The organism is Ruegeria sp. AJ12 (genome assembly GCF_056536245.1).
The window spans coordinates 2,787,390-2,811,875 of the sequence record NZ_JBQFJJ010000001.1 but is presented as its reverse complement, the minus strand read 5'-3'; the positions used below and the strand labels follow the sequence as shown (position 1 = coordinate 2,811,875).

24 protein-coding genes, 1 tRNA gene and 1 pseudogene are annotated in these 24,486 nt (G+C 57.2%); 10 read left to right on the top strand and 16 right to left on the bottom strand.

Translation table 11 applies throughout. The annotated features are described in order from the left end of the window. Nucleotides 1-55 precede the first annotated feature (55 nt). The 5 genes from ACR3E0_RS14010 (at nucleotide 56) to ACR3E0_RS13990 (ending at nucleotide 4,462) form a co-directional block, all read left to right on the top strand. Nucleotides 56-340 (top strand): DUF3572 domain-containing protein, encoded by a 285-nt coding sequence (locus ACR3E0_RS14010; RefSeq protein WP_480481049.1) that lies wholly within the window; start codon nucleotides 56-58, stop codon nucleotides 338-340. Nucleotides 341-362: 22 nt separating this feature from the next. Further along, nucleotides 363-1,055, top strand: a complete 693-nt coding sequence (locus ACR3E0_RS14005) for an HAD family hydrolase (RefSeq protein ID WP_480479425.1) — start codon at nucleotides 363-365, stop codon at nucleotides 1,053-1,055. A gap of 119 nt (nucleotides 1,056-1,174) precedes the next feature. After that, complete coding sequence (locus ACR3E0_RS14000) at nucleotides 1,175-2,734, top strand: trimethylamine methyltransferase family protein (RefSeq protein WP_480479424.1); 1,560 nt, start codon at nucleotides 1,175-1,177, stop codon at nucleotides 2,732-2,734. 115 nt (nucleotides 2,735-2,849) lie between these two features. Then, entirely contained in the window at nucleotides 2,850-3,437 is a 588-nt protein-coding gene (locus ACR3E0_RS13995) for a heme NO-binding domain-containing protein (protein ID WP_480481047.1), read from the top strand. Continuing rightward, a complete protein-coding gene (locus ACR3E0_RS13990) occupies nucleotides 3,434-4,462 on the top strand; it encodes a diguanylate cyclase domain-containing protein (protein WP_480479423.1) in 1,029 nt (342 codons plus the stop codon). The genes ACR3E0_RS13995 and ACR3E0_RS13990 overlap by 4 nt, the downstream gene beginning before the upstream one ends. Before the next feature lie 72 nt (nucleotides 4,463-4,534). Here the strand turns inward: ACR3E0_RS13990 and ACR3E0_RS13985 are convergent, their stop codons facing one another. The 8 genes from ACR3E0_RS13985 to ACR3E0_RS13950 form a co-directional block, all read right to left on the bottom strand. After that, nucleotides 4,535-5,236 (bottom strand): CbiX/SirB N-terminal domain-containing protein, encoded by a 702-nt coding sequence (locus ACR3E0_RS13985; RefSeq protein ID WP_480479422.1) that lies wholly within the window; start codon nucleotides 5,234-5,236, stop codon nucleotides 4,535-4,537. A gap of 70 nt (nucleotides 5,237-5,306) precedes the next feature. Beyond that, nucleotides 5,307-6,239: an AEC family transporter gene (locus tag ACR3E0_RS13980; RefSeq protein ID WP_480479421.1), complete on the bottom strand. Its 933-nt coding sequence runs from the start codon at nucleotides 6,237-6,239 to the stop codon at nucleotides 5,307-5,309. Nucleotides 6,240-6,307: 68 nt separating this feature from the next. After that, on the bottom strand, nucleotides 6,308-7,105 hold the full coding sequence (locus tag ACR3E0_RS13975) for an MBL fold metallo-hydrolase (protein ID WP_480479420.1): 798 nt from the start codon (nucleotides 7,103-7,105) through the stop codon (nucleotides 6,308-6,310). Next, nucleotides 7,102-7,908: a TatD family hydrolase gene (locus ACR3E0_RS13970; RefSeq protein WP_480479419.1), complete on the bottom strand. Its 807-nt coding sequence runs from the start codon at nucleotides 7,906-7,908 to the stop codon at nucleotides 7,102-7,104. The genes ACR3E0_RS13975 and ACR3E0_RS13970 overlap by 4 nt, the downstream gene beginning before the upstream one ends. Next, entirely contained in the window at nucleotides 7,908-9,026 is a 1,119-nt protein-coding gene (locus ACR3E0_RS13965) for a DNA polymerase III subunit delta' (protein WP_480479418.1), read from the bottom strand. The genes ACR3E0_RS13970 and ACR3E0_RS13965 overlap by 1 nt, the downstream gene beginning before the upstream one ends. Before the next feature lie 3 nt (nucleotides 9,027-9,029). Beyond that, nucleotides 9,030-9,656: a dTMP kinase gene (gene tmk / locus ACR3E0_RS13960; protein WP_480479417.1), complete on the bottom strand. Its 627-nt coding sequence runs from the start codon at nucleotides 9,654-9,656 to the stop codon at nucleotides 9,030-9,032. Further along, nucleotides 9,653-10,819 (bottom strand): D-alanyl-D-alanine carboxypeptidase family protein, encoded by a 1,167-nt coding sequence (locus ACR3E0_RS13955; protein WP_480479416.1) that lies wholly within the window; start codon nucleotides 10,817-10,819, stop codon nucleotides 9,653-9,655. The genes tmk and ACR3E0_RS13955 overlap by 4 nt, the downstream gene beginning before the upstream one ends. 15 nt (nucleotides 10,820-10,834) lie before the next feature. Beyond that, nucleotides 10,835-11,956: an SPOR domain-containing protein gene (locus ACR3E0_RS13950; protein WP_480479415.1), complete on the bottom strand. Its 1,122-nt coding sequence runs from the start codon at nucleotides 11,954-11,956 to the stop codon at nucleotides 10,835-10,837. A 202-nt stretch (nucleotides 11,957-12,158) separates the two neighbouring features. Here ACR3E0_RS13950 and ACR3E0_RS13945 point away from each other — a divergent pair. After that, nucleotides 12,159-12,248: transfer RNA gene (locus tag ACR3E0_RS13945), tRNA-Ser, on the top strand. Between the two features lie 375 nt (nucleotides 12,249-12,623). On the opposite strand, the gene ACR3E0_RS13940 is transcribed toward ACR3E0_RS13945, so the two are convergent. The 3 genes from ACR3E0_RS13940 to ACR3E0_RS13930 are packed head-to-tail and all read right to left on the bottom strand — an operon-like array spanning nucleotide 12,624 to nucleotide 14,943. Next, nucleotides 12,624-14,303 carry a recombinase family protein gene (locus ACR3E0_RS13940; protein WP_480479414.1) on the bottom strand — a complete coding sequence of 560 codons (1,680 nt, stop codon included), beginning with the start codon at nucleotides 14,301-14,303 and terminating at the stop codon, nucleotides 12,624-12,626. Then, on the bottom strand, nucleotides 14,300-14,716 hold the full coding sequence (locus ACR3E0_RS13935) for a DUF2924 domain-containing protein (RefSeq protein WP_480479413.1): 417 nt from the start codon (nucleotides 14,714-14,716) through the stop codon (nucleotides 14,300-14,302). The genes ACR3E0_RS13940 and ACR3E0_RS13935 overlap by 4 nt, the downstream gene beginning before the upstream one ends. After that, a complete protein-coding gene (locus ACR3E0_RS13930) occupies nucleotides 14,713-14,943 on the bottom strand; it encodes a DUF3489 domain-containing protein (protein ID WP_480479412.1) in 231 nt (76 codons plus the stop codon). Before ACR3E0_RS13930 ends, ACR3E0_RS13935 begins: the two co-directional genes overlap by 4 nt. A gap of 448 nt (nucleotides 14,944-15,391) precedes the next feature. Between ACR3E0_RS13930 and ACR3E0_RS13925 the strand changes: the two genes are divergently transcribed. The 4 genes and pseudogenes from ACR3E0_RS13925 to ACR3E0_RS13910 form a co-directional block, all read left to right on the top strand. Then, a complete protein-coding gene (locus ACR3E0_RS13925) occupies nucleotides 15,392-16,687 on the top strand; it encodes a site-specific DNA-methyltransferase (RefSeq protein ID WP_480479411.1) in 1,296 nt (431 codons plus the stop codon). A gap of 90 nt (nucleotides 16,688-16,777) precedes the next feature. After that, the gene (locus ACR3E0_RS13920) at nucleotides 16,778-17,212 is read left to right on the top strand and encodes a DUF5681 domain-containing protein (RefSeq protein WP_480479410.1); all 435 of its coding nucleotides are present in this window, start codon (nucleotides 16,778-16,780) and stop codon (nucleotides 17,210-17,212) included. Continuing rightward, entirely contained in the window at nucleotides 17,199-18,677 is a 1,479-nt protein-coding gene (gene terL, locus ACR3E0_RS13915) for a phage terminase large subunit (RefSeq protein ID WP_480479409.1), read from the top strand. The genes ACR3E0_RS13920 and terL overlap by 14 nt, the downstream gene beginning before the upstream one ends. Before the next feature lie 404 nt (nucleotides 18,678-19,081). Beyond that, a pseudogene (locus ACR3E0_RS13910) lies at nucleotides 19,082-19,198 on the top strand (IS6 family transposase); the annotation flags it as partial. 73 nt (nucleotides 19,199-19,271) lie between these two features. On the opposite strand, the gene ACR3E0_RS13905 reads toward ACR3E0_RS13910, so the two are convergent. The 5 genes from ACR3E0_RS13905 to ACR3E0_RS13885 all read right to left on the bottom strand — a co-directional run bounded on the left by ACR3E0_RS13905 (nucleotide 19,272) and on the right by ACR3E0_RS13885 (nucleotide 24,146). After that, on the bottom strand, nucleotides 19,272-20,609 hold the full coding sequence (locus ACR3E0_RS13905; RefSeq protein ID WP_480479408.1) for a class I SAM-dependent methyltransferase: 1,338 nt from the start codon (nucleotides 20,607-20,609) through the stop codon (nucleotides 19,272-19,274). Between the two features lie 57 nt (nucleotides 20,610-20,666). After that, a complete protein-coding gene (locus ACR3E0_RS13900; RefSeq protein WP_480479407.1) occupies nucleotides 20,667-21,728 on the bottom strand; it encodes a glycosyltransferase in 1,062 nt (353 codons plus the stop codon). Between the two features lie 182 nt (nucleotides 21,729-21,910). Next, nucleotides 21,911-23,014, bottom strand: coding sequence for a DegT/DnrJ/EryC1/StrS family aminotransferase (locus ACR3E0_RS13895; protein ID WP_480479406.1), 1,104 nt, complete (start codon nucleotides 23,012-23,014; stop codon nucleotides 21,911-21,913). Beyond that, nucleotides 23,011-23,844, bottom strand: coding sequence for a hypothetical protein (locus ACR3E0_RS13890; RefSeq protein ID WP_480479405.1), 834 nt, complete (start codon nucleotides 23,842-23,844; stop codon nucleotides 23,011-23,013). Before ACR3E0_RS13890 ends, ACR3E0_RS13895 begins: the two co-directional genes overlap by 4 nt. Nucleotides 23,845-23,972: 128 nt before the next feature. Beyond that, entirely contained in the window at nucleotides 23,973-24,146 is a 174-nt protein-coding gene (locus ACR3E0_RS13885; RefSeq protein ID WP_480479404.1) for an acyltransferase, read from the bottom strand. Between the last annotated feature and the right edge of the window lie 340 nt (nucleotides 24,147-24,486).

The window sequence follows — 24,486 nt, the reverse complement described above, 5'->3', positions numbered from 1 at the left end:
TTCTTTATGAGTCTGGTTAACAAACTCTTTCCAAGACCCATTCAGAGGCTTGTTTATGCCAATTTCAGCCGAATCCGCAGAATCGCTTGCCCTGACTGTCCTTGGCTGGCTGGTTGGAAATGACGAGCTATTGCCTGTTTTTCTAGGATCGACGGGGGCGGCGGTCGATGATTTGCGCAACAGGGCCAGCGAACCGGATTTCCTTATGTCGGTTCTGGATTTTCTGCTGTTAGACGATTCGTGGGTGATGGCGTTTTGTGATCAAAACTCAGTTCCCTATGACGGTCCCGCCCAGGCGCGCGCGATGTTATCGGGCGGCGCCGACGTTCACTGGACATAAGTCTCATTTTTTGGAGCTTTGAATGCCAATAGATGCCATTGTTTTCGACAAGGACGGCACCCTGTTTGACTTTGCAAATACATGGGGCGCGTTCGGGCGTTCGTTGTTGATGCGATTGACAGATGGAGACGAAACACGCGCGGCTGAAATGGGCCGAGTAATAGGCTACGATTTCGAGCAACAGGTCTATGCGGAAGACAGCATCGTAATCGCCGGAACGGTCGAGGAGATCGCCGAAGCCTTGGGTCCACACGTCGATGGCATCACAAGAAACCAGTTGATTGACCTGATGAACTCCGAGGCTGCAATCGCGCCGCAATCTCCTGCTGTCCCGTTGCGGCCCTTTCTGAAAGGCCTCCGGAGATCTGGCCTCAAACTGGGCGTTGCAACGAATGACAGTGAGCATCCAGCGCTCCAACACCTCGAATCAGCAGGCATTCAGGACCATTTCGACTTTATTGCCGGGTATGACAGTGGCCATGGGTTCAAACCCGGTCCGGGGCAGTTGCTGGCTTTTGCGGCTCATGTCGGCGTCGATCCTGCCCGTATTGCCATGGTGGGCGACAGTCTTCACGATCTTCAGGCCGGGCGGGCCGCTGGAATGATCACAATCGGTGTCCTGACGGGCCTGGCGGGGGCCGAAGATCTGGCACCCATGGCGGATGTTGTGTTGCCGGATATTGGCCACATTCCACACTGGCTCTCCCAAAACTGAGAGCCGCAGACTGAAATTCGCCAACTCGGAATAGAAAACCGACACAACCTGTCGCAGACAGAGCGGCCTGTCTGCGTCGTTCGGGGCTTGCTTGGATGACAGCCAAGCAGGAGACAACGATGGCCGACAGCACGACACGCAAACGGCGCGGTGGTGGGCGCGCCGGTGCAACTGCCCGACGCGGTACCGCAGCAATCGACCAGATGCCGTGGAACCCGCCGGTCAACATTGACCAACCCACTGAACCGCTGGATCGGACGGGAATCGAAGCGATCCACGAAGGTGCGATGCGTATCCTCGAAGAGATCGGCGTCGAGTTCTACAATGAGGAAGCCATCGGGATCCTGCGTGAGGCGGGCTGTTCAATTGACGGTGACAACGTTCGCATGGGACGTGATTTTGTCATGGAAATGGTTGCCAAAGCACCCAAAAGCTTCACCATCACGCCTCGAAACGCTCAGCGGACAATTGAAATTGGCGGCAAAAACCTGCTGTTCGGAAATGTTTCGTCGCCGCCCAACTACTGGGACATGGAAATCGGAACCAAGGTTCCCGGCAATCGCGAAATGTGCCGCAACCTTCTGAAGCTGACACAGTACTTCAACTGTATCCATTTCGCGGGCGGTTATCCGGTCGAACCGGTCGATATCCATGCCAGTGTGCGCCATCTGGATGTGCTCTACGACAAGCTGACGCTGACCGATAAGGCGATGCACGCATATTCACTGGGCAAAGAGCGTGTCGAAGATGTGATGGAGATGGTCCGGATTGCCGGCGGCCTCAGCCATGAGGAATTCGAAGCGACACCGCGGATGTACACCAACATCAATTCGACGTCGCCGCTGAAACATGACCATCCGATGATCGACGGCTGCCTGCGCCTGGCTCGGCGCGGGCAGGCGATCGTGGTGACCCCGTTCACGCTGGCGGGTGCCATGGCGCCGGTGACCATGGCGGGCGCTGTGGCTCAGTCTCTGGCCGAGGCGCTCTGTGCCATCGCCCTGTTCCAATACGTGCGACCGGGCATTCCTTGTGTGATCGGCACGTTCACTTCGAATGTCGATATGAAATCCGGTGCACCGGCGTTTGGAACTCCGGAATACATGCGGTCCACACAGATGACTGGCCAGATGGCGCGGTTTTACAACCTGCCAATGCGATCCTCTGGCGTTTGCGCCGCCAATGTGCCGGATGGCCAGTCGATTTGGGAAACGTCGAACTCGCTCTGGGCGGCCGTGCAGTCCGGCACCAACATGGTCTATCATGCGGCGGGCTGGCTGGAGGGCGGTCTTATCGCAAGCCCCGAGAAATTCGTCATGGATTGTGAGATTTTGCAGCAAATCCAACGCTATATGAACCCAGAACTGACAGCCACGGGGCCGGATGAAATTGCGCTGGACGCGATCCGTGCGGTTGGCAATGACGGCCATTTCTTTGGAATCCAGCATACGCAGGACCGCTATACCACCGCCTTTTATCAACCCTTCCTGAGTGACTGGAAAAACTACGAGGGATGGGAAATTGCCGGAGGTATCTGGACGGCAGAGCGCGCTCATCACATGTTCAAGGAGATCATCTCGAGCTTTGAACCGCCCGCGCTGGATGACGGCATCCGCGAGGAACTGGCTGAATTCGTTGCACGCCGCAAGGCAGAGGGTGGGGCGCCCACGGATTTCTGACCAACATAGTGTCGTAGTGATACTCCGTTGCATTCGAGGTATCCAAGGGCCTGTTTTGGCTATTTGTTAAGCTTTGTCAGACCAGATGGATGGCGTAACCAATCTGGGGCACGCCATGCATGGTCTGACCAACCGGGCGATACAATCTTTTGTCTGTGCGACGTACGGACGGTCATGCTGGCTGCGGGTGACTGAGGCCGCGGGTCTGGATTTTGTCGAGTTCGAGGCCATGCTCCTGTACGAGGACGGAATGTCGGGTCGGGTTGTGGATGCCCTGAGCGCTGACCTGAACCGCCCGCGCTCCGAACTGCTTGAAGACCTGGGAACATACCTCGTGTCACACCCGAATATGGAGGGTTTGCGCCGATTGCTGAGATTTGGCGGCGTGACATATGTCGAATTTCTGCACTCCCTCGACGATCTGGCAGATCGGGTGAGACTGGCTGTTTCAGATCTCAAACTGCCGGCGCTGGAACTTCGAGAGGTCTCGCCGGCCGAGTATCAGCTGTACTGCTATCCGGGCATGCCGGGCTATTCCAGCACCATGGTCGGTGTCTTGCGGGCGATGGCCGACGATTACGGTGCTCTGGTGATCTTGTCCCATGATGGACAGCAGGGCGAAGCCGAAGTCATATCCGTGACCCTTGTGGAAAGCGCCTTCGCCGAAGGCCGGGACTTTGATCTGGGGGCGCGAAACGGATGATGGACACCCATGAACTGGCGGATCTGCTGGAAACGCTATGTCCGATGTACCTGCTGCTGGATGACACCGGACAGATTCAGAAGGCGGGACCGACCCTGCAGAAACTGCGCCCGGCTATGCCGTTGACCGGAAAATGCTTCATGGACGTATTCGAGCTGATCCGGCCACGCGCTGTCACGACAATTCCGGCGCTTATGTCAGTGGCAGGCGCCAGGTTGCGGCTCAGGTTCCACGATGAACCGCGTACGGCGCTGAAAGGGTTGGTTGCGCCGCTGCCTGATGGGCGTGGTGTTGTTGTCAATCTGTCTTTTGGTATCTCGATCCTGGACGCGGTTCGGGACTATGCGCTGACGAGTGCCGATTTTTCCGGCACCGACCTTGCCATCGAGTTGCTTTATCTTGTGGAAGCAAAATCTGCAGCCATGCAGGCGTCGCGATCTTTGAACTTGCGTCTGCAGGGGGCGATGCTTGCCGCCGAGGAGCAGGCCTATACAGATACGCTCACCGGATTGAAGAACCGCCGTGCCATGGATCACATAATCGGGCAGTTGGTTTCCACGGGTTGTGCCTTTGCGTTAATGCATCTGGATCTGGACTTTTTCAAGTCAGTGAATGATCAATTTGGTCATGCCGCTGGCGACTATGTTTTGCAGCAGGCTGCCATGATCATGATTGAGGAAACGCGCAGCGAGGACACCGTGGCCAGGGTCGGTGGAGATGAGTTTGTTATCATCTTCAAAGGATTAACACAAAAAGACCGGCTGACTTCAATTGCGGACCGCCTGATCAGGCGGCTCAATGAGCCAATGGAGTTCCAGCATCAGGCCTGCCGGATTTCAGCAAGCATTGGCACGGCCCTTTCAACTCAATTTGACTCTCCTCAGGCGGCGGACATTTTACATGCCGCCGATCTTGCGTTGTATCAGGCCAAAAGAGACGGGCGGTCCCGCCACCGATTGTTTTCCGCCCTGCCGCATGGTCAGGTCCAACACCGGCAAGGTCAGAAGGTTGGTGAAAACAAGTAGCTTGCCGGTGGTTGAACGCGGCGCTCTGCTGCATTGGCGTTGTTTCCACAGACATCGCGAATGTCAGGGCACTTACGCGACGGTTTTAAAGGCCTGACATATCTTGTTTGCTATCTGTCTCTGGATCGGGGGCAGTTCGCCGACGACGGGCAAGACGATACCTTTGAAACCTGCTTTTTCCAGTTCCTCAGGGACGTCTTCAAGGACATGCCCTCCTGTGCAGGCAAAAAACGGAAGACAAACTGATTTTTCTGATGCGCCACGCGCGGCTTCCTCTATGGAAGGTGGCTCTTCGACAAATCCAACCCGGATCGAGTGAAAAGGCAGGTTCTGGGCCAGTTGAGACGCGAATTCCGCCGCAACAGCAGACGGGTTGCGGCTGCGGCCTGACCCGTGCGCGGCAACAACCAGGTCTGTGTCATCGGCGTTCCATTGGTGCTCGGACAGCACTGTGCGAAGGGCACCTACTGCAAGCCCGGGCAACTCAGGATCGATCCCCAATGGATCCAGGATGCGCAGTTTTCGGTCTCCGACACGCTTTGGGAGCGCGCTGGTCACGAACCAGCCCTTGGCCATGAACAGGGGGTAGATCAAGGTGCTTTCCGGCAGACTGTCCATCTTGGCCTCGAGCCTTCCCGGAGCGGCCAGCGTGGCCCCATGTATTGTCACTCCGTCGGCCAACGCATCAACATTGGTGGCAAACGCGGTCAGCGCCGCCTGGGCGGGCTCGGGATCTGAGGGCTGGCCATGAGCGACGATGATGGCGTGGGGCATGTGCGGATTCCTGTGTGAATGCACGATAGGTGCGTCACCAGAGCCTGATGTCAATGCATGTTCCTCCGGATCACCCCAGAATGGCCAGCCAGAGCCAGACCGTCAGGATTGAAGCAGCTGTCCCGATCAGGACAGAAGAAGCAGCGACACGTTTGGCGCGGCCATACATGCTGGCAAAGATATAGGCGTTGAAACCTGGCGCCATAGCAGCATTCAGCACGCCCGAGCGGAACAGGTCCTGCGGCAGGTTGACGGACTTTCCGAACAGCCAGACAAGGCTTGGGTGCAGCATCAATGAGATGCAGCAGACATAGGTGATGGTGCGCAAATCGCCTTCGGGTTTGTATTTGACCAAGACGCCGCCCAACGCGAACAGCGCACCGGGCAGGGCAGCGCGGGTTACCAATCCCAGTGCTTCGTCCACAACCGCCGGTATGGCGATACCGGACAGGTTGACCACAAAGCCCAGTGCGATGCCCAGGATCAGCGCGTTTTTGAACATTGCGGACAGGACCGAGCGGGCCATGTGCACGTGTCCATTGCCCCGGTTTCGCACAACTTCCATAACCGTTATCCCGACGCCGTAGCAAAAGGGGGAATGGAAGGCGATGATCGCATAGTTGCCGGTCAGGTTTTCGGGCCCATAGGCGCGTTCGGTGATCGGCAAACCCAGCAGAACGGAGTTGGAAAACAGGCAGCAGAACCCGATGGCGACGCAATCCTCCCAGTCGCGTCCAAAGATGATCCGGGCGCCGAACAGGCCCGCCAGAAAACAAAGCGCAGCCGCGGAATAAAAGCTGGCCAGCAGGCGCGGGTCGAAACTGGCGCTCAAATCCAGATGCGCGATGGCCAGAAACAGCAGGCAGGGAATGGCAAACCCCTGCGTGAACTTCATAAGCCCGTCAACATGCTCTTCTTTAAAGTACCCCGACCGTGTCGCGGCATATCCTGCGCCAATGACAAGGAACACCGGCAGAATGACGTTGATCAGGTTCTGCAACATGTCAGCGCGTCACCGGTCTGTGGCGTCTGGGCTCGGCAGAACATATGGCGGGTGCGCAGAACAGCGTCTCAAAGCACCTGTTGGATGACCAACCCGTCATAGGCCGGAGTGACATAATCAGGCGTCTCAGCCTCGACAGTGTCATAGTCGAGATCGATATGCATGTTGGTCAGAATTGCACGTTTGGGCTGCAATTGTTCGATCCAACCCAGTGTTTTTTCAAGATGCGTATGTGTCGGGTGGGGCGTACGCCTCAGCGCGTCGATCACAAGGCAATCGAGATCTTCCATTTCAGGCCAGGCATCATCATAGATTTCTGCCACATCCGGCAAGTAGGCCAGCTTGCCGATGCGAAACCCCAGCGAGTCGATCGAGCCGTGATTGACCTTGAACGGGCGGAACGGAATTGGCCCGCCAGGTCCGTCGACGTCGAACGCACCGTCGATGGTTTTTAGGTCCAGAATTGGCGGATAGGGTGAGCCTTCGGGCTGGATGAACGCATATCCGAACCGCCCAAGCAGGGCATTCTGCGTATCGCCATCGGCCCAGACCGGCACGCGGGTGCGCATGTTGAACACGATCATTCTCAGGTCGTCTATTCCATGCACGTGATCGGCGTGAGAATGCGTGTATACGACACCGTCCAGACGGCCGGTTCCGGTGTCGAGCAACTGGCTTCGCATATCCGGTGTTGTGTCGATCAGAACCGAAGTTGTTCCATTGGGTCCGTCACGTTCGACCAGCATCGAGCAGCGGCGGCGGACATTCTTGGGGTTGTCGGGATCACAGTGGCCCCATTGCCCGCCCAATCGAGGAACGCCGCCCGATGATCCGCAGCCAAGGATGGTGAACCGCACCTGGGTCATGCAGCCGCCTTGTAGGCCGCGGCCTTGCTGAACAGCCGATCAAAATTCACCTGCGTCTGTGCGGCGAAGGCGGCATAGTCCATGCCGAAGACCTCGGCACCCTTGCGGGCCGTGTGTGCGGTATAGGCCGGTTCGTTCCGTTTGCCGCGAAAAGGCGGCGGCGCCAGATAGGGCGCATCGGTTTCCACGAGAATGCGGTCCACCGGCGCGCTGGCAAAGATATCGCGCAATTCCTGACTTTTGGGAAAGGCCGCGATACCCGACATTGACAGGTAGAAGCCAAGGTCCAGCGCCGCCTTGGCCAACGCGGCACTCGAAGAAAAGCAATGCATGACGCAGGAATAGGGCGCGTTGGCGTACGCCTCAGTCAGAATACGGGCCATGTCGTCATCTGCGGAGCGGGCGTGGATGATCAGGGGCAGGCCAGTGCGCTGGGCCGCCTCGATATGGACGCGCAGAGAGCGTTTCTGCAGGTCTGCGCTGTCGGCAGTGTAGTGATAATCCAGTCCGGATTCGCCAATGCCCACAAATTTCGGGTGCGTTGACAGTGCGACGAGTTCATCGACGGTGGCCATCGGTTCGTCCGCCACGCTCATCGGGTGGGTGCCGGCGGCGTAGAACACCGGGCCATGGGCCTCGGCGATTGCGCGAATGGCGGGTTCGTTGCGCAGCCGCGTGCAGATGGTCACCATCCGGGTCACGCCGGCCTCCGCCGCGCGGGCAACGACTGCGTCCAACTGCCCATCGAAATCCGAGAAATCCAGATGGCAATGGCTGTCAGTGATCTGGGGGGTGTCGCTCATCAACTCTGACCGGCGGTTTCCTGTATCTTGAACACCGTATCTAGGACCAATGCGGCAGGGTCAAGGTTCACAGCCTGTCCGTGACGCGCCCGCGACGTGATCACAGCGGCCACCTCGGCCCAGCGCCGTGCCTGATGTGGCGAGGCAGACAGGCGCCGCAACGTGTCCGCCTCGCTGGGGGCGGCCTCGGGCATAGGCGGCGCACCGGTTGCCCCGGTCAGGGCAAGTCGTGCAAGAGCCAAGTCGATCAGTGTCAGCAGCAGTTCGAACTTTTCCGCCGTGCCACGTTGGGCCGCGGCTTCGGCCAGCTTCAACGCGCGCTGCCGGTCAAGCCGGGGCAGCGTGCTAAAAATAGCGATCAGTTCGGCATATATCTCCAGCCCACCCAGATTGATCAGGCGAACCGCATCCCCCACTGAACCCGCGGCCAATGCCGCCAGATGATCGCCCTGCGATGGGAGTTCAGCGCCGGCCTGCGCAAGCGCGGATTGCATATCTTCGGGCCCGAGCGGCGACAGGCGCAATGTGCGACAGCGCGACCGGATCGTCGGCAACAGGCGCGAAGGCTGGTGTGACACCAACAACAGTGTCGTGCGGGCTGGCGGTTCCTCGAGCATTTTCAGCAGGGCATTGGCGGCACTGACATTCATCTCGTCGGCGGAATCAACGATCACAACCCGGCGCCCACCATCAGCAGAGGACAGGCCAAAAAACCGACCAAGTTTGCGGATGTCGTCAACAACGATCTCGCCTCTGAGACGGCCCTGATCATTCAGAGACCGTGAGATCGCGGCAAGTCCTGGTTCCGCGCCAGCAAGAATGCGGTGCGAGACCGGATGATCAGCGTCGACATCCAGCGTTTCGGGGGGCGGGGGCGCCCCAAACAACCCGCCATCGTCTGGTGGAGGCGTTGCAAGCAGAAACCGGGCGATGCGCCAGGCCAGCGTTGCCTTGCCAACACCGCGCGGCCCGGTCAGCAACCAGCCATGGTGCAACCGGTCAGAGGTATAGGCGGTCAGAAAGGCCTGTTCAGCCGCGCGCTGCCCGAACAATTGAGGTGTTTCGCGCGGGTGCGGGGCGCCGGGCGCCTGATCCGGGATTGGGGTGTCGTCACTCATCGCCTATCGCAAAGCTGCCGTGACGATCTCTGCCACATCCTGAGCGACGCTGTCCATGTCCCGATTGCCGTCCACAACGCGAAACCGGTCAGAGAACTCGTCCGCCAGCGCCAGAAATCCCGCCCGCATTTTCTGCTGCAGAGCGGGTCCGAAGTCTTCGAACCGCTCTTCGGTGCCCTGCCGCCCTTTGGCGCGCGACAGACCGGTGTCGGGGTCCATATCGATCAAAAGGGTCATGTCCGGTTCGCGCCGGATCATGAGGCTGTGCAATTGATCGACCAGCCCGCGCAAGTCGCCGCGAGACATACCCTGGTACATACGTGTGCTGTCTACGAACCGGTCACAGATCACGACCTTGCCCTCTGCCAGCGCTGGTTCGATCGTGCGTTCCAGATGATCGCGCCGGGCGGCGGTAAACAACAGGATTTCCGTTTCCGCAGACCAGCGTTCAGGGTCGCCTTCCAGCACGAGGCTGCGGATTTCCTCGGCACCCGGAGAGCCCCCGGGTTCGCGAGTCAAAACCACCTCGCGACCTGCGCTGCGCAGATGATCTGCAAGCATGCGCGCCTGCGTGGACTTGCCTGATCCGTCAATGCCTTCGAAGGTCAGAAACAATCCGGCTCTCGTCACATCGATTCCAGCGGGGTGTTGATGACATCCTTCAGGACGATCCCGCCCACCGTCATCAAGCGCACCACGAAACCGCCCACAGCCACATCCTCGGCGGCCACCAGGGGGCGGCGGATTTCCGGCAACCCTTCGGGTTTGATGACCAGTTCGGCGAGTTGCTGGCCTTTGGCGACGGGCGCGTTGATCGGGCCTTCATACACGACTTCGGCCTCGACATTCTGTGTTCCCAGCACCGGAAACAGAACGTTGAGGTCACCTTCGGGCACCAGACCGACTGTTTTTTTCACTCCCATCCACAGCTTCGCTTCGGCTATCGGCGTTTCCGCTGTGGCAACTGTCCTCTCGACAAAATTTCGAAACGACCAGTTAACCACGGCCTCAGCCTCCTCTGCGCGCTGGCCGGTTGTGTCGATACCGGTCAGAACAAAGATCACCCTGCGATCGCCCTGTTTGGCGGACCCAACAAGACCATAGCCGGCCTCTTGCGTGTGGCCCGTTTTCAGACCATCCGCGCCAATGTCCAGCCGCAGCAGCGGATTGCGGTTTCGCGCGTTCGACGGGGCCCGACCGTCAAACTCGAACACTTCTTCGTCAAACAGCGGATAGAATTCCGGGAAGTCCGAGATCAGCCGATCCGCAAGAACCGCCAGATCGTGCACGGACATCATATGGCCTGCAGCGGGCCAGCCGTTCGAGTTGATAAAGTTCGAATGGTTCATGCCCATCTGCTTGGCGCGCTGGGTCATGTAGCGCGCGAACCCCGCCTCTGTACCGTCCGGGCTGAGCGCTTCGGCTATGACAACACAGGCGTCGTTGCCTGAGAGGACGATGATACCGCGCAGCAGGTCCTCGACCGTCACGCGATCCTGCGTGTTCAGGAACATGGTCGACCCGCCATAGCTCATGGCATGTTCCGACACCGGCAGGGTTTCGTTCATCGTCAGGCGTCCATCCCGCAACGCCTCGAACGCAACATACAGCGTCATGAGTTTGGACATCGATGCCGGCGGCAGCGGCTGGTCCGCATCTTTCGACAACAGCACCGTGCCGGTCGTCTGATCCATCACATAAGCTGCGCGGGCGGATGTATCGAACGCGTGGGCGGGCAGGGCAAACAGTGCCAGCCCTAGGGTGAGCGCGGAACTGCGCAGTGAAATGAGCACGTGGGGCCTCCTGTCTCAGTTGGACACAGTGAACGCATCGATAAAGCCCAGATCCTTGACGTCGTTCTGAATGGCTTTGCGTTCTGGGCGGGTCGCAGCTGGGCCGACCAGAACCCGCCAGACTGTCTTGTCTTCGGTTTTGAGTTCGCGCACCTCCGCCGGCATGCCATTTCTGCGAATTTTCTCGGCGGCGCTGTTGGCGTTTGCTTCAACCCCAAATGTACCGATTTGAACAAAGGGTTTCGCCAGAGACGACTGCGTTGCCGCAGCCGCAGGGGTCGCTTCGGCGGCATCAATGGCCGCTGCGGCCCCCTCGATGGGGTCGAGCGGTGTCTCGGTAATCTCGTCCGGCTTTTTCCTTTGCCACCATTTCCGTTTTTCGGGCTTTTCCAGCGGCGCCGCAACAGGGGCGTCGGACAAGGCAGGGGCGGCAGCTACGTCCGTCGGTGCTTCAGTTGCGACTTCCGCAGCGTCGTCAGTCGTTGCTGCTGCCACTCCGGTTGCAGTTCCGACTGCCGCAGCGACGGGTTCCTTTTTCTGCCACCATTTTCTCTTTGCCGGCTTTTCCGGCTCGGCAACGGTTGGCTCTTCTGAAACAGCCGCTGCGGTTTCGACTGCTGCGTCTGCTGTGTCGTCATCAGGCTGTGGCGCGGGTTCGTCTTCTTGTGGCAAAGGCTCTTCTGCAACCACCTCACGCCGCAGCGCCACCACGTTCAGCCGTGTGGGAGCGCCTGCCAGGATGCCCAACTGCTCGGCGGCCGCGGACGAGACCTGCAGCGCCGGTCCGGGCAGGCTGCGTTCGCGTCGGAACAAGGCCCCGGTCACGGATTTGTTGTTGCTCTCGTTTTTGATAACCACACGTTCCGGTTGCGTAACATCCGGATGGGCGACCCAGATACCGCCCAGTGATGGCCGCCCGTCCCAAAGCCCGGCCTCGGTTACGTCGAACACATCGGGCGCTTCGACATCGCGTTGCGACCCGCTGGAAACTTCGGGCAACAGCTCTGTCGATTCATCGTTTTGCTCGGGTTTTTCAGTCGATCCAAAGGGTTCTTCGCATCCGGACAGAACGGCTAAAGTCAAAGCCAGAAACGCCAGCCTTTTCGGCCCCGGGCGTATCTCAGTCGCTCGCTTCATTTCTTCATCCCTTGCCTGAAGGGGCCTCGTTTCCCGAGCCCCGCCGCCGGTCGGCTGGTTCTTTTTGCCAGCCTGCTACGGTCTTTCCCGCAGATCATAGCGTGGGTGCTGTGTCATGGAAAGACCGCTGCGCATGCTTCGGCAAGAAATCCCTATTTCGACTTGCCACCGATTTCAGTTGGCCTTAGACCCTGCCTCACGCGGGGAGGTGGCAGAGTGGTCGAATGCGGCGGTCTTGAAAACCGTTGGGCGTGAGAGCGTCCCCAGGGTTCGAATCCCTGTCTCCCCGCCACTCATACCCGTCTCAATCCAGTTGTTTTTTCTGACCCGGAATTGTGCCGCAATTCCTGCGCGTTGGCGCATGCGCTTTCAATCAGAGACGGAGCAGATCGTACACTCCGAGCGCGATTTCGGCCGTAGTCTCAGCGCAGCATTTTGGCGGGGTCGCTTTGGGCGGGATTTCACTGATACCCTGCAATTTACAGGGAATTTTCGCGAAACAGGTCTGGAACCCGACATTTCAGATGTCACAACTCTAATTTTTCCAATAGTTTATGTTGCAAAATCCCTAAATGGTGGAACAGGGAATTTTCTCGCGGGAACAGGGAATTGTTCCGCCGGATCAGGGAGGGCGAACCCTGTAACAGGGACGAAGGACTTGGAGATGTCAGAAGCCGAACAGGCGCTCCTGTTCAGACCAGTCTAGTGGGTGGGTCACGCTGACCAGACGCTTGAGTGTGAGTTCGGTCGGCTGAGCGCCGTCGAGAATCGCGACCTGAATCTTCGGTGAGAGAAACGCGAGCTGAGCACGGGTGCGGATGAAGGCGCCGGGGAGGTTTTCGCGGCGGGCAATTTCCATCAGTTGAACGCCGGCTTTTAGATCACGCGCCCAGCCATGGGCGCGGATCAGCATGGACCGGAGGTGGGGATCGGGTTGGGGTGCCATGTCTCCAGCGATGACCTTGGCCTCGACGCCGCGTCGTCGCAGATCGAAGGATGAGGTGATGTGTGTGAGATCCGGGTTCAGATGATCGGCCGTGATGCCAAGTGCGCTTGCCAGAGTTTTGGGGTTCAATTCGAGGTCGATCTGTCCTCGTGCAATTCTGCCGTTGGCCAGAATATCAGCACCGACCTGAGCGCCTTGGCCTCGAAGCCGAGTTACTAAATCCGCAGCTGAAGTCTGAACTGCCTCCGTTGACCCGGCCTCCGGTTGCGCCAGCACCTGGAGCGCGGCGGCGGCGTCTTGCAGATGTCTGACGATGACATCAATGACTGCGTGCTCCAGCGCCGGGCCGGGCAGTCGCCAACCCGAGATATCCTTGCCGCCCGAGGTGAGTCTGTTGGAGACATAGTAGCGCAACCGTCGGCCTTTGCGCGTGGTGTGGGTTGGCGTCAACCGATCACCTGTTTCGTCCTGCAGCAGACCAGTGAGCCAGGCGCCGGGGTCGTTGGTGCGTTGGCGCGCATCGGGCGTAAGGTTTGCACGGGATCGCTGCGACGCTTCGCGCATTTTTTCCTGCACCCGGTCCCAGATGTCCTGATCGATGATCGCCGGATGTTGTCCGTCCCAGATCTTATCCTTGTGGCGGATTTTTCCGAGATAGACCGGGTTGCGCAGCAGGTAATAGATTTGACCCCGTGACAGCGGACAATCCCCTTTTATGTTTCCATCCGCCCGAACAACCCGCTTCGACCGCAGGTCTTCTGACGTTGCCCGTTCTTCTACTTTGCGCAGACAACCCAGCGCGTCATAAAGATCAAAGAGATGCCGGACCGTTCTGGCCTCCTCCTTATTCACCACCAGCGTTCTTGCTTTTGGATCGGGGTGGCGGTCATAGCCGAGAGGCAGGTTGCCACCCATCCAAAGCCCCTTTTTCTTAGACGCTGCAATCTTGTCACGAATACGTTCAGCGGTGACTTCCCGTTCAAACTGAGCAAAGGACAACAGTACATTCAGGGTCAACCGACCCATGGAGGAAGAGGTGTTGAATGCTTGTGTGACGGACACAAAAGAACAGTTCGCCTGTTCCAACCGTTCGACCAGCTTGGAGAAATCGGCAAGCGATCGGGTCAACCGGTCGATCTTGTAGACCACAACCATGTCAATACGCCCTGCGTCGATCTCTTCAAGCAGGCGCCGCAGGGCAGGGCGCTCTAGGGTGCCGCCCGACAGGCCACCGTCATCGTAGCGCTCGGCCAACAGGGTCCAGCCCTCATGTCGCTGGCTGGCGACATAGGCTGCGCAGGCTTCATATTGCGCGTCCAGCGAATTGAAGTCCTGATCCAGTCCATCTTCTGAGGACTTGCGCGTGTAGATGGCGCATCGGATTTTGCGGCGCGGGCTCATTTGGCACCCTTGCCAGAGAGTCCGAAGAAACGCGGCCCTGACCAATGCGCGCCGGTAATCTCTCGGGCGATGGCCGAGAGCGAGCGATAGGACCGACCGTTCCAGGTGAAGCCGTCTTCTGTAACGTCGACTACATGGGTCACGCCATTCCACTCGCGCAGCAGGCGCCCGCCGGGTTTTAGGGCAGGGCATGTAGGCCGGGGTTTCTTCTCAGAAACCTTTTCCAGCTTGGCTTTGACCTGCCGGGGTAGCCCGCCATGACAGAGGGACTGCATCTCAAAGGCAATAAAACGGCGCAGGAAGGGTTGGCTGAGCATGGCGGGCGCAGGTTGATCAAACAGTTGCTGCCAAAGCGTGACCAGATCCGATCGACCCATGGCGGCCAGATCGGCGACGTCGCTCGTCTTCGTCATGACTCTTCTCCTGTTCCCGCGGTCAGGTGATACGTGGATGGTCCATTTGGTTTGTCGGATGCCCGCCGTTCAATTGTGACGCCGTTCTTCCGAAGACCGCTGAGAGCTGCTCGGACCGAATGAGGTTGCCACCCTGTTGCTTTGCAGAGCGCCTCAAGGCTGGCGCCACTCGGGCGACGCAACAAAGCTTGCACCTTGTCAATTTTGGTTTGTTTGGATTTGGGCATGTATTGTCTCCTCTGATCTGGCGTTGGCGGAATGCCGAACCCTGGTACTGAGGAGCGCCCGAATGGCTCGGGCGTGGGTCCAGTGATGCGTGGTTCACAGCAACAGTCCAGCTCTTTCTGGGGCAATCCCAGGAGGGGTGTGTTTTGCAGGGCGTTGCTGCTGTACCCTCGATTATTCGTCAACAATCTTAATTGGTTACTTTTTTTGTTTGGGAGTTGCGTCTTGTAATGATGGCACCTACATTTAACCCAATCGCCCGGACTATCAGGGCGGGAAACTGCTCCCGCAGGCAGCACTCATTGGAAACACAGGTTTCCGCAGAGAGCATTCGAAGGGGCAACGAACCGGATCGATTGGTCCGGAGAGTTGTTAATCGTGCTCTCTCCGAATTCCCAACACGATCCTTTCTTGTCGACGCTAACGAGCGTCAAACGAAAGGAGGCGGCTATGTCTGCCAAAAAAACACAGTGCGACGCCAAGGCGTCCAACACACCGATCTGGATGGCGGACAAAGTCGTCCAATCTCAGATCAGCCAGATCAAACCCTACGCGAACAATAGCCGCGTGCACGCGGCCAAGAATATCGACAAGCTCAAAGCGTCGGTGGCCAAGTTTGGATTTGTCACTCCGATCCTTTTGGATGGTTCGGGCACAATCATCGCGGGCCATGGCCGCTATGAAGCCGCAAAGGCCCTGGGGTTGAAGTCTGTGCCGACGGTTGTCGCGGATCACTTGTCAGAATCGGAAGTGCGCGCCCTGCGGATCGCAGATAACAAGCTGGCGGAATTGTCGGACTGGAACGAAGCAGCACTGCAGATTGAGTTTGCCGAGCTGATGGATCTCAGCCTTGATGGCGAGCTGGACTTTGATCTGGACATCACCGGATTCGAAACGCCGGAGATCGACATTATCATCGACGCTGCGGGCGAGGCTGCGGAAACCGCAGCTGAAACTGTAAACACCCCGGACTCTGCGGCACCCGTAATTACGCAGCCGGGCGACCTCTGGGTTCTCGGAGATCACCGCATCTTCTGCGGGGATGCCCTGCAAGCCCAGAGCTACGACACCTTGCTAGATGGGGAGGCCCCACAGATGGTCTTCACCGATCCTCCTTACAACGTACCGGTCAATGGGCATGTCCGCTGTGGCACCGGTGGCGAACATCGCGAGTTCGCCATGGCGTCGGGGGAAATGTCGGATAGCGAGTTCCGTGGCTTTCTCTCGGACGTGATCATCCGGCTGTTTCACTGCTTGCCGGACGGGGGCATCGCGATGATCTGCATGGACTGGCGTCACATTGAAGAGCTGATCGCCACAGGAAAGGCGGGCGGTTTCGATCTCATCAATTTGTGTGTCTGGAACAAGACCAACGGCGGGATGGGCAGCCTATATCGGTCCAAGCACGAGCTGGTTTGCATCTTTAAGAAGCCCGGTGCGCCGCATATCAACAATGTCGAACTGGGTAAACACGGGCGCAACCGAACGAATGTTTGGGATTATGCTGGTGTGAACAGCTTTGGGTCAGGGCGCGAGGCGGATCTCGCGGATCACCCCACGGTGAAACCGACGGCTTTGGTGGCAGATGCCATCATGGATGTGAGCCACCGCGGTGATGTCGTGCTGGACGTCTTTGGGGGTCCGGCGCGACCCTGCTGGCAGCTGAGAATACCGGACGCCAGGCGCGGCTCATTGAGCTCGATCCGGCTTACGTTGATGTCGCCATCCGCCGTTGGCAGGAAATGACTGGTGAGAGCGCCGTGCATGCGGTGACGGGCCAGACGTTCGATGCGCGTTCTGCGGCCGGTGACACCACTTCAGAGCTGGAGGCGGATCATGTCTGACGATACGAAAGAGTTTGAGGTGGGCTACGGCAAACCGCCCAAAGCGACCCAATTCAAGAAAGGCCGATCCGGCAATCCGAAAGGACGGCCGAAAGGTGCTAAAGGCGTGAATGCCAGCTTGAAACGCGAACTGGAAACCAAGGTCACAGTCCGCGAAGGCAACCACGAAACTCGGATATCCAAGGCGGAGGCAATTGCCAAGCGGCTCACGGCTGGCGCGTTGAAGGGCGACACGAAATTGCTGATGGCGCTTCTCAAGGTCGACGCTGATCTTTTCGGCGGTCCAGATGATGGGAGCGAACAGGCTAGCTCTGCAGTGAATGGGCCGGAGACAGTTGACTATGACATCCTCCGGGATTTCTTTTCCAGCCAACTGGGCGGTGACGGTGGTCCGGAAAATGAGGAGGCGGAAGATGACGACTCCTGATCCAAAAATGGTCCGGCAGGTCGCGCGCGAGGTTTGCCGGGACAATTTCTTTCCATTCGTGTGGCGTGTGTTTGACACGCTGCACCAGGGGACTGACCGCAGCTTTGATCCGGCTTGGCATGTGCGTGCCATGTGCCATGAGTTAGACAATGTCCGCCAAGGCGAAAACAAGCGGCTGATCATCAACATCCCGCCACGTTGCCTGAAATCGGTCACCGTGGCCGTTTCCTATGTCGCTTACCTTCTCGGTCATAACCCCAGCGCCAAGATTATTGTTGCCAGCTACGGGCTAGATCTGGCGCGCAAGCATTCCGAAGATTGTCGTCGGATCATGTCTGCGCGCTGGTACCGGGAAATGTTCCCTGAAACGGTCTTGGCTAAAAAGGGCAACACCTCAGAAGAAATCCGCACCACAAAGGGAGGCAGCCGTAAGGCTGTTTCCATCGGCAGCTCTGTTACTGGCCATGGCGCTGACTACATTATCATCGATGACCTGCTGAAAGCCGGAGATGCCGGCTCCGAAGCCGAACTGATCAAGGCACAGGAGTTTATTGAGGGGACCTTGCTATCGCGCTTTGACAACCCGGCCGAGGGGCGCGTGGTTATGGTTGCACAGCGGCTGCACGAGATGGATCCGCCGGGTTATCTGCTCGAACGCGGCACCTATCGGCACCTAAACCTGCCTGCCATCACCGAAGAACATGAGGTGGTTCCACTTGGGCGTGGAAGGGTCATGCGCCGCAAACCGGGTGATCTCCTGTGCCCGTCCCGTTTGGATCAGAACACGCTGGATACGAAGCGTCGTGAAATGGGCGCAGCTGTGTTCAATTGCCAGTATCAGCAAAACCCGGTTGCGCCAGACGGATCGCCGCTGCGCTGGGAATGGTTCGGGACCTACGAGACCGTCGAAGATCGCCAATGGTTCCAACTGGTTGTTCAAAGCTGGGATACGGGGATGTCTGCGGATCCCCGGTCCGACTTCTCGGCCTGTACAACCTGGGGGTTCCGCGAAAATGCGTGGTACCTTCTCGACGTCTGGCGCGGGCAGGTGGACTACCCAGACCTGAAAGCCAAGGCACTGCAACTTGTCGGCCGTTGGGATCCGGATCGCGTTCTGATCGAAGATGCTGCCTCCGGCAAACCGCTTCTGGACGAGTTGTTTCGTGATGACCGTCGGCGCTACGAACGCGTCAAACCTGACAAGGACAAGGAAACCCGGTTCCAGTCGGCTTGCGGTCCCGTTGAAGAGGGTAAGGTGTATCTGCCTGCAGACGCGTCCTGGCTGGCGGCGTTCAAACGGGAACTGCAGTCCTTTCCACGCGGGCGAAACGACGATCAGGTCGACAGCTTTGCCCACTTTCTGAACTGGTCCAAGGGATTGGGATTCTACAGGGCGCTAGGCCATGATCATCAGATCAACATCGAACGTCGCGAGCGCCGTCGCGAGCGGATCAGACGGCGGTAGAACAGAAACCAAAGTTCGAGGCCGATAGTCGACCTTGAACCGTCCTACGAAACCTTGGTCATTGGGCCCGAATGGGCGGAGAGCCGCCGTTCGCTGCAGTTGCGATGGACAACGAGATGGATTTCAAGAGCGGACATTCGATCAACTGATTTGTGATCTCTAGTTGTAGATATGTACGACTTTCAGCGCGGCTGAAAAACCGCTGCACGGTGTTTCGCGAGACGCTCATTTATCACGCAGATCCCCCGCCCCAATAGGCCGACACTCATCCACAGTTCCGACAGTACGGCAATTAAGGCTACAGTATGAAAATTAAGAGTACAAACCACCATTGATTTTGCAGGATAATTTCAGACAAGAATCTGGTTAATTAGGGTACAGTGACATCAATCCCATCCAGCGTTGCCTTCGCCTCAGCGGCGGCTACACTGGACGGGATCGAAGTGGCGCACATGATCCGCAAAGGTCAACTCACGCCCGGAATCTGTCCGTTTCGTCAATTTGCAGAACCGGCGGCATAAGCCGCGGGTTCGGTGCTAACTCTTCGTTCTGTAAGAAACTTTGCAACACATCCTTCGCGACACATCTTCCATTCTATCTGCGACATAGCAAAAAAACCCGAGGAGATGGATGGCTCGGGAGTTCTTCAACCTCGTTAAATACACGCCCGAGTATCGCTTTGAAGTTGTCGAGCTTGTACCAGTCCGGCACAGGCTTCTTCCACGCACTTACATGGGCATCATCGCTGGGTATGAATTCGACCAACAGCGTTTTTTCGGTCCAGGCATCAAGGGTTGAGACAATGTGCTCAAGATGCACATTTGCGGTGAATACAAGGTGATGAACAATTGCAATTGCCAGAACCATCTCGGCTTTGAAACGGTCTATGGCATTCGGATATGCCGAATTTATCAATCCGCGCGCCGGAGACGGATTGGCGAAATCCATGACGAGAGGAAGTACATTCACCTTTGCGTTACGGCAATCGACAAAGGCCTTGTTAATGGCAAGTTCGTCAATGTCGAAGCCGACGACTTTTGCACCAAAGTGCTCTCCCAGCCGCGCATACCATCCCTGATTGCACGCCACATCAAGAATGGTTTTTGGCCTCAGCTGCTCCAAGACTTTGCGAGCACTCTCTCGTTTCATGTTGTCATACTGAGGAAGATCAACCGGTGGCGAATCCTCAGAATAGTCGCCCCATTTCGTTGTCTTCCTGGGAAACTCTAGCTTTTCGACCGACGTCCGCAGTCCTTTGACAATGTCTTTCGGGTCTCTCTTTATCTTGTAGTATTTCTTCTTGAGAAACCGGCTTGGCCTACCAAGCAGGCCACTTCCACGCCCAACAAGAAGCTCAACGTCATCATCACTTACACCCTTTCCTCGGGCAAGCATCGCCCTGGGAATCTCTTCGTTTCCGGCCGCCATGAGCCGTAATGGGTTCAAAACATAGTGGCGGAACTCACGATAGGCGCTCCATCCGCGTGGTGCGGACTCTGTGATTGACGTGAAATCGACAAATGTCGGCTGCGCGCCACTAAAAAGAACGTTGAATGAATGGCCATCATAAAGGGAAAAGCCGTGCTCCAGAAGGCGTTGCTGTAAATCGAGCATCATAAGCGCACACGTCTTCAATCCTTCGAAAGACCATTCGTTAGGAAAGGAAACCGGGTGAATGACCGGGTGTTCAATCACAAGTGCACCGTCTTGGTCGTCGTCGACAATGTTCGCGTCCACCAACAGCCCGTCCCGCGTGAGATCGTGATACAACTCAGAGGAGATGAAGCCTTTGTAGAAATCTCGCGCGTCGTTGTAGATCAGTCGACGCAGTTTCCCATCGTGATTGAACAACCTGCCACGAGGGTCAGCGTAGCTATGAAGAGCGAGTGGAGGCGTATTCATCGTAGTCTGCTCCGATTGTTTTTTGCCCATTTGAACTCAGCGGTCGGAACGCGACTGGCTCAAAGTGGTTGTTGGTTCAACATCTGCCTACGATCCATCTGGACCGCCTTTCGGGTTAGTATCATAAAGACCGCCCGCGGCCATGTCGACGGCTCGCCAGATACCGTGACCATGTTTCTCTCGCCGTTCAGCCCCAGACTTAAGCAGATTACCCACATCCTGTCTGCCAACTGGCAATCCCAATGACTGTTCCATTTTCTCAACGAGGTCTGACACATCGTTCAGCCTGAAATACAGGGTGACTAAGTGCTCAATCTCTTTGTTTATCGCAATGTCTGACACGATTGTCGGCACACCGAGCGAGATTGCGTCAAATACGCTCCCGCCACCGGGGCCGCCTTCGAAGGACGTCGCCTGGACCACGGCGATACCACCTCGCATCAATGCGATTTGATCAAGTTTCGGGATCAGTCCCAGAACGTGCACACGGTCCGTCAGGCCATGCTCTGCAATAACGTTGTTTATGTCCTCAAGCCGGGTCGGCGACCGAGAGTCGAAGGTATCCCCGGTTAAAACAAGACCGATATTCGGGTGGGTGGCGCTGAATTTGGCAAAGGCCTCAATGACCGTCTCGTGATTCTTGTGCAGCCAAAACTGGTTGGATACAATGAAGTATCTGGACCCCGTGCCATACCTCGTTTGCGTGCCTTCAATATCTAAGTCGAACCAGTCTTCTTTTGGGGACGCGCTGAGGCTCAGGTTGACAACCTTGTGTCCCAATCCAGGAAAGAACCTCTCGACATCTTTTTTCACCGCCAGCGCATTTACAACAACCGAGTTTGCGCCCAGTAGGATCTCGCTAAACCGCTGGTCTCGGGCCAGACATTCTTCTTCGGTGAACAGTTCCGACAAATACTTGTGTTGGAAGTCGTAAAGATAACCAAACCAAGGAACGTTAAGATCGGACTTTGGGCACTTCGTCAGAGGGCCTATGACGTCAATACCAAGACGCTCGATAGTCCCTTGCAACGCTTTGTCACCGCGCGGCAAGATTTCGATCTGGTTGTCTGACAGCCCGGCCCCATAGAGCGGCGTCAACTTCTCCTGCGCCAGTTCTGTGAGGTCTGTAAAGCCAAGATGATAGCGCACCCGTTCCACCAGAGATTTCTTGGGTGGTATGCGCAACAAAAGCACAACCTCGCGATCGCCCCTGGAACGGTTCAACGCGTCGACAAAAGCCACAATGAAATCACGAGCGCCCAAAAGATCGACGAAGCCATCCAGGACAATTCCCACCTTGCGCGGCGCGCATGGTCTCAGGTTCGACTGGGTCATCTGCGTTGGCCACCAAAGAACTGCCGAATAGATGCAACAATACGCTCGACGTCCTGATCCGTCAGGCCCGGCCAGCTTGGCAACGCGAGGCCCCTGAGGCTGATGTTCTCGGAAACGGGAAGGGAGAAACCGTCTTGCGCATAAATCGGCAGGGTATGAAGGGGATAAAACACAGGGCGTGTCTCAATGCCATCCTTCTTCATCGCAGCGCGCAAATCCTCTCGCTGATCTGGCGTTTTGACGAGAATGGAAATCAGCCATTGGCTATGGGTCGTGCCATCCTGGCTGGCCTGAAATTGCAACGGCAGGTCAGCCAACCCAGCCCGGAACGCCTCAAACAGCGCCTGCTTTCGTTCCAAAAACGCGTCGACCCTTTCCAGCTGAGCAACACCAATGGCCGCGCAGATATTCGTCATCCGATAGTTGAACCCGATGGCGTCATGCCAATACTCGCGATTGGCGGCCAACCCCTGACCGCGCAAATGAAGCGCGCGGTCATGAAGGGCCTTGTCGGGCGTCACGACCATTCCGCCTTCTCCGGTGGTGATCGTCTTGTTGCCAAAAAAACTGAATGTGGAGATGTCGCCAAAGCTGCCGACATGCTGTTCGCCGACATATGTTCCGATTGCCTCGGCGCAGTCTTCAATGACATGCAGGTCTTTCTCTCTTGCGAGAGTCATAATTGCGTGCATATCGCAGGCCCCGCCATATAGGTGGACCGGCACGATTGCGCGGGTCTTGGACGTTATTTTCGCAGCCATATCCGGAACGGAGACCTGCCAGGTCTCGGGATCGCAATCCACGAACACCGGCGTCGCGCCCGTGTAAACCACGGCATTCGCCGTCGCGACATAGGTGAGCGTTGGTACCAGAACCTCGTCACCAGGCCCGATCCTCAAAGCCTCAAGCGCCAAGTGCAACGCGACGGTTCCATTGCAAACACCCGTTGCATGGGGAACCATCACGCGCTTGGCAAAAGCCTGCTCAAACTCGGGGATGTATTTTCCCTTGGAAGAGATCCAAGTCGACCGCAAACAATCCAAAACATTGGCTTCCTCACGTGCCCCTATGTCTGGCGCATAAATTGGGATGAAGCTCATTCTGTGGAACCTTGGCCAAGTCGTTGTGTCCATTGCTCGCTGAACAATGGCGCAAAATTCGAAAGCGGCGCAGTTTCACCAGACTCCACGTTGACAACTTCCATGTGAGCTATTTCCTCGGTCCGCATGGGACCCGTCAAATAGGATAGAGCGCCTGAAACGTCGCGCGCCTCTCGAATGCGGCTCGGGTGAAAAACTCGGTCGGACACCCTTGGTACAATGCGCTCGGCCACTTCATTCCGAACGAAGAACGCGTTGCTGCCGACACTGTTTGTGCCAAGCAGTTGATACCCTTTCTCATTCGCCAAATGCTCCAGCGCCTTGGGCGACGCTCCAAAGAACAGATTCGAGAAGTGTGCTTTCGTACGCTCGAAGTCCTTGCGATAGGGCACAGTTACCGCCGCCACATCCCCAAAAACCGCATTGGTTTCGACAACTACGATTACCGGGTTCACGACAGTGATTGCCTCCCAGACCCAGTAATCGTTGCCATCAATGTCGATGCTGAGAAGCCCAACCTCACCCGCAAATCCGGCTTCCTCGAAAAGCCTATTTATGTTTTCGCAGTCGATGAAGGCATCACGCGCGGTCAGATCATGGCGCCAAGACAGGGCGTCGGACCTAATTTTCTTAATATTCTCCACCGACCCATCGATCACCAGCCCACGCCAGTTGCGGTTCTGCAGGAGGAAACGGGTATTGCTCTCGCGATAGTCTTCAACGCCAAATTCGATGAAACTCTCGGGCAGATCGCCAACCTGATGAACGATCCACTCGAGTATTCCATCTTCGCCCCATTGTGAAAATGCGGTGAACTCTACGTCCGACAAGCACGAAACGCGGTCAACACTGCGGACCTGTCGGGAAGCAATCTGCCCCAGCAGCAACCTGTCTCGCGCAAGCTCCTGGCAAAAGGAGTTAGTGCGTCGACGTTTCTTTTTTCGAAAGTATGCCATCTCTACTCTTTCGCCAAAGGTCCGGCTGGCTTGCCGATCACCGTTGTATGGGGCGGGACATCTTTTGTCACGACGGCACCGATCACCGCTCTCTCGCGAATGATCAATGGATTGGATTCAACACCCTGCTTGACCATCATGCCAGTGCCCAAGAAGGCAAAGTTACCAATATACACGCGACCACGGCAATAGACGGCAGGCGGAACGTCAAATAGGCCCCTATGGCGCAATTATGGCAAGCATAAGAATTCATGTTCAAATGGAAGAACTTCCCGATTTTCGTATCTGAGGTGATGATCGAGTTCGTGCAGAACAATGCTCCTTCGCGGATAGTGTTGTTGTCAAGAATTTCCGCGGAACGCGCCAGAATCTGTCGGGGAACAGCACCGTTTTCAATTGCATTTTCTGCGATCTTCTTAGCAGGATCGGATTGGTGCTCGCAACACTGAAGCTCTTCGTTTCAGCGGGTGGTTGCCAAAAAACGCTCTCTCAGAAAACACGCACTATCCGTTCATT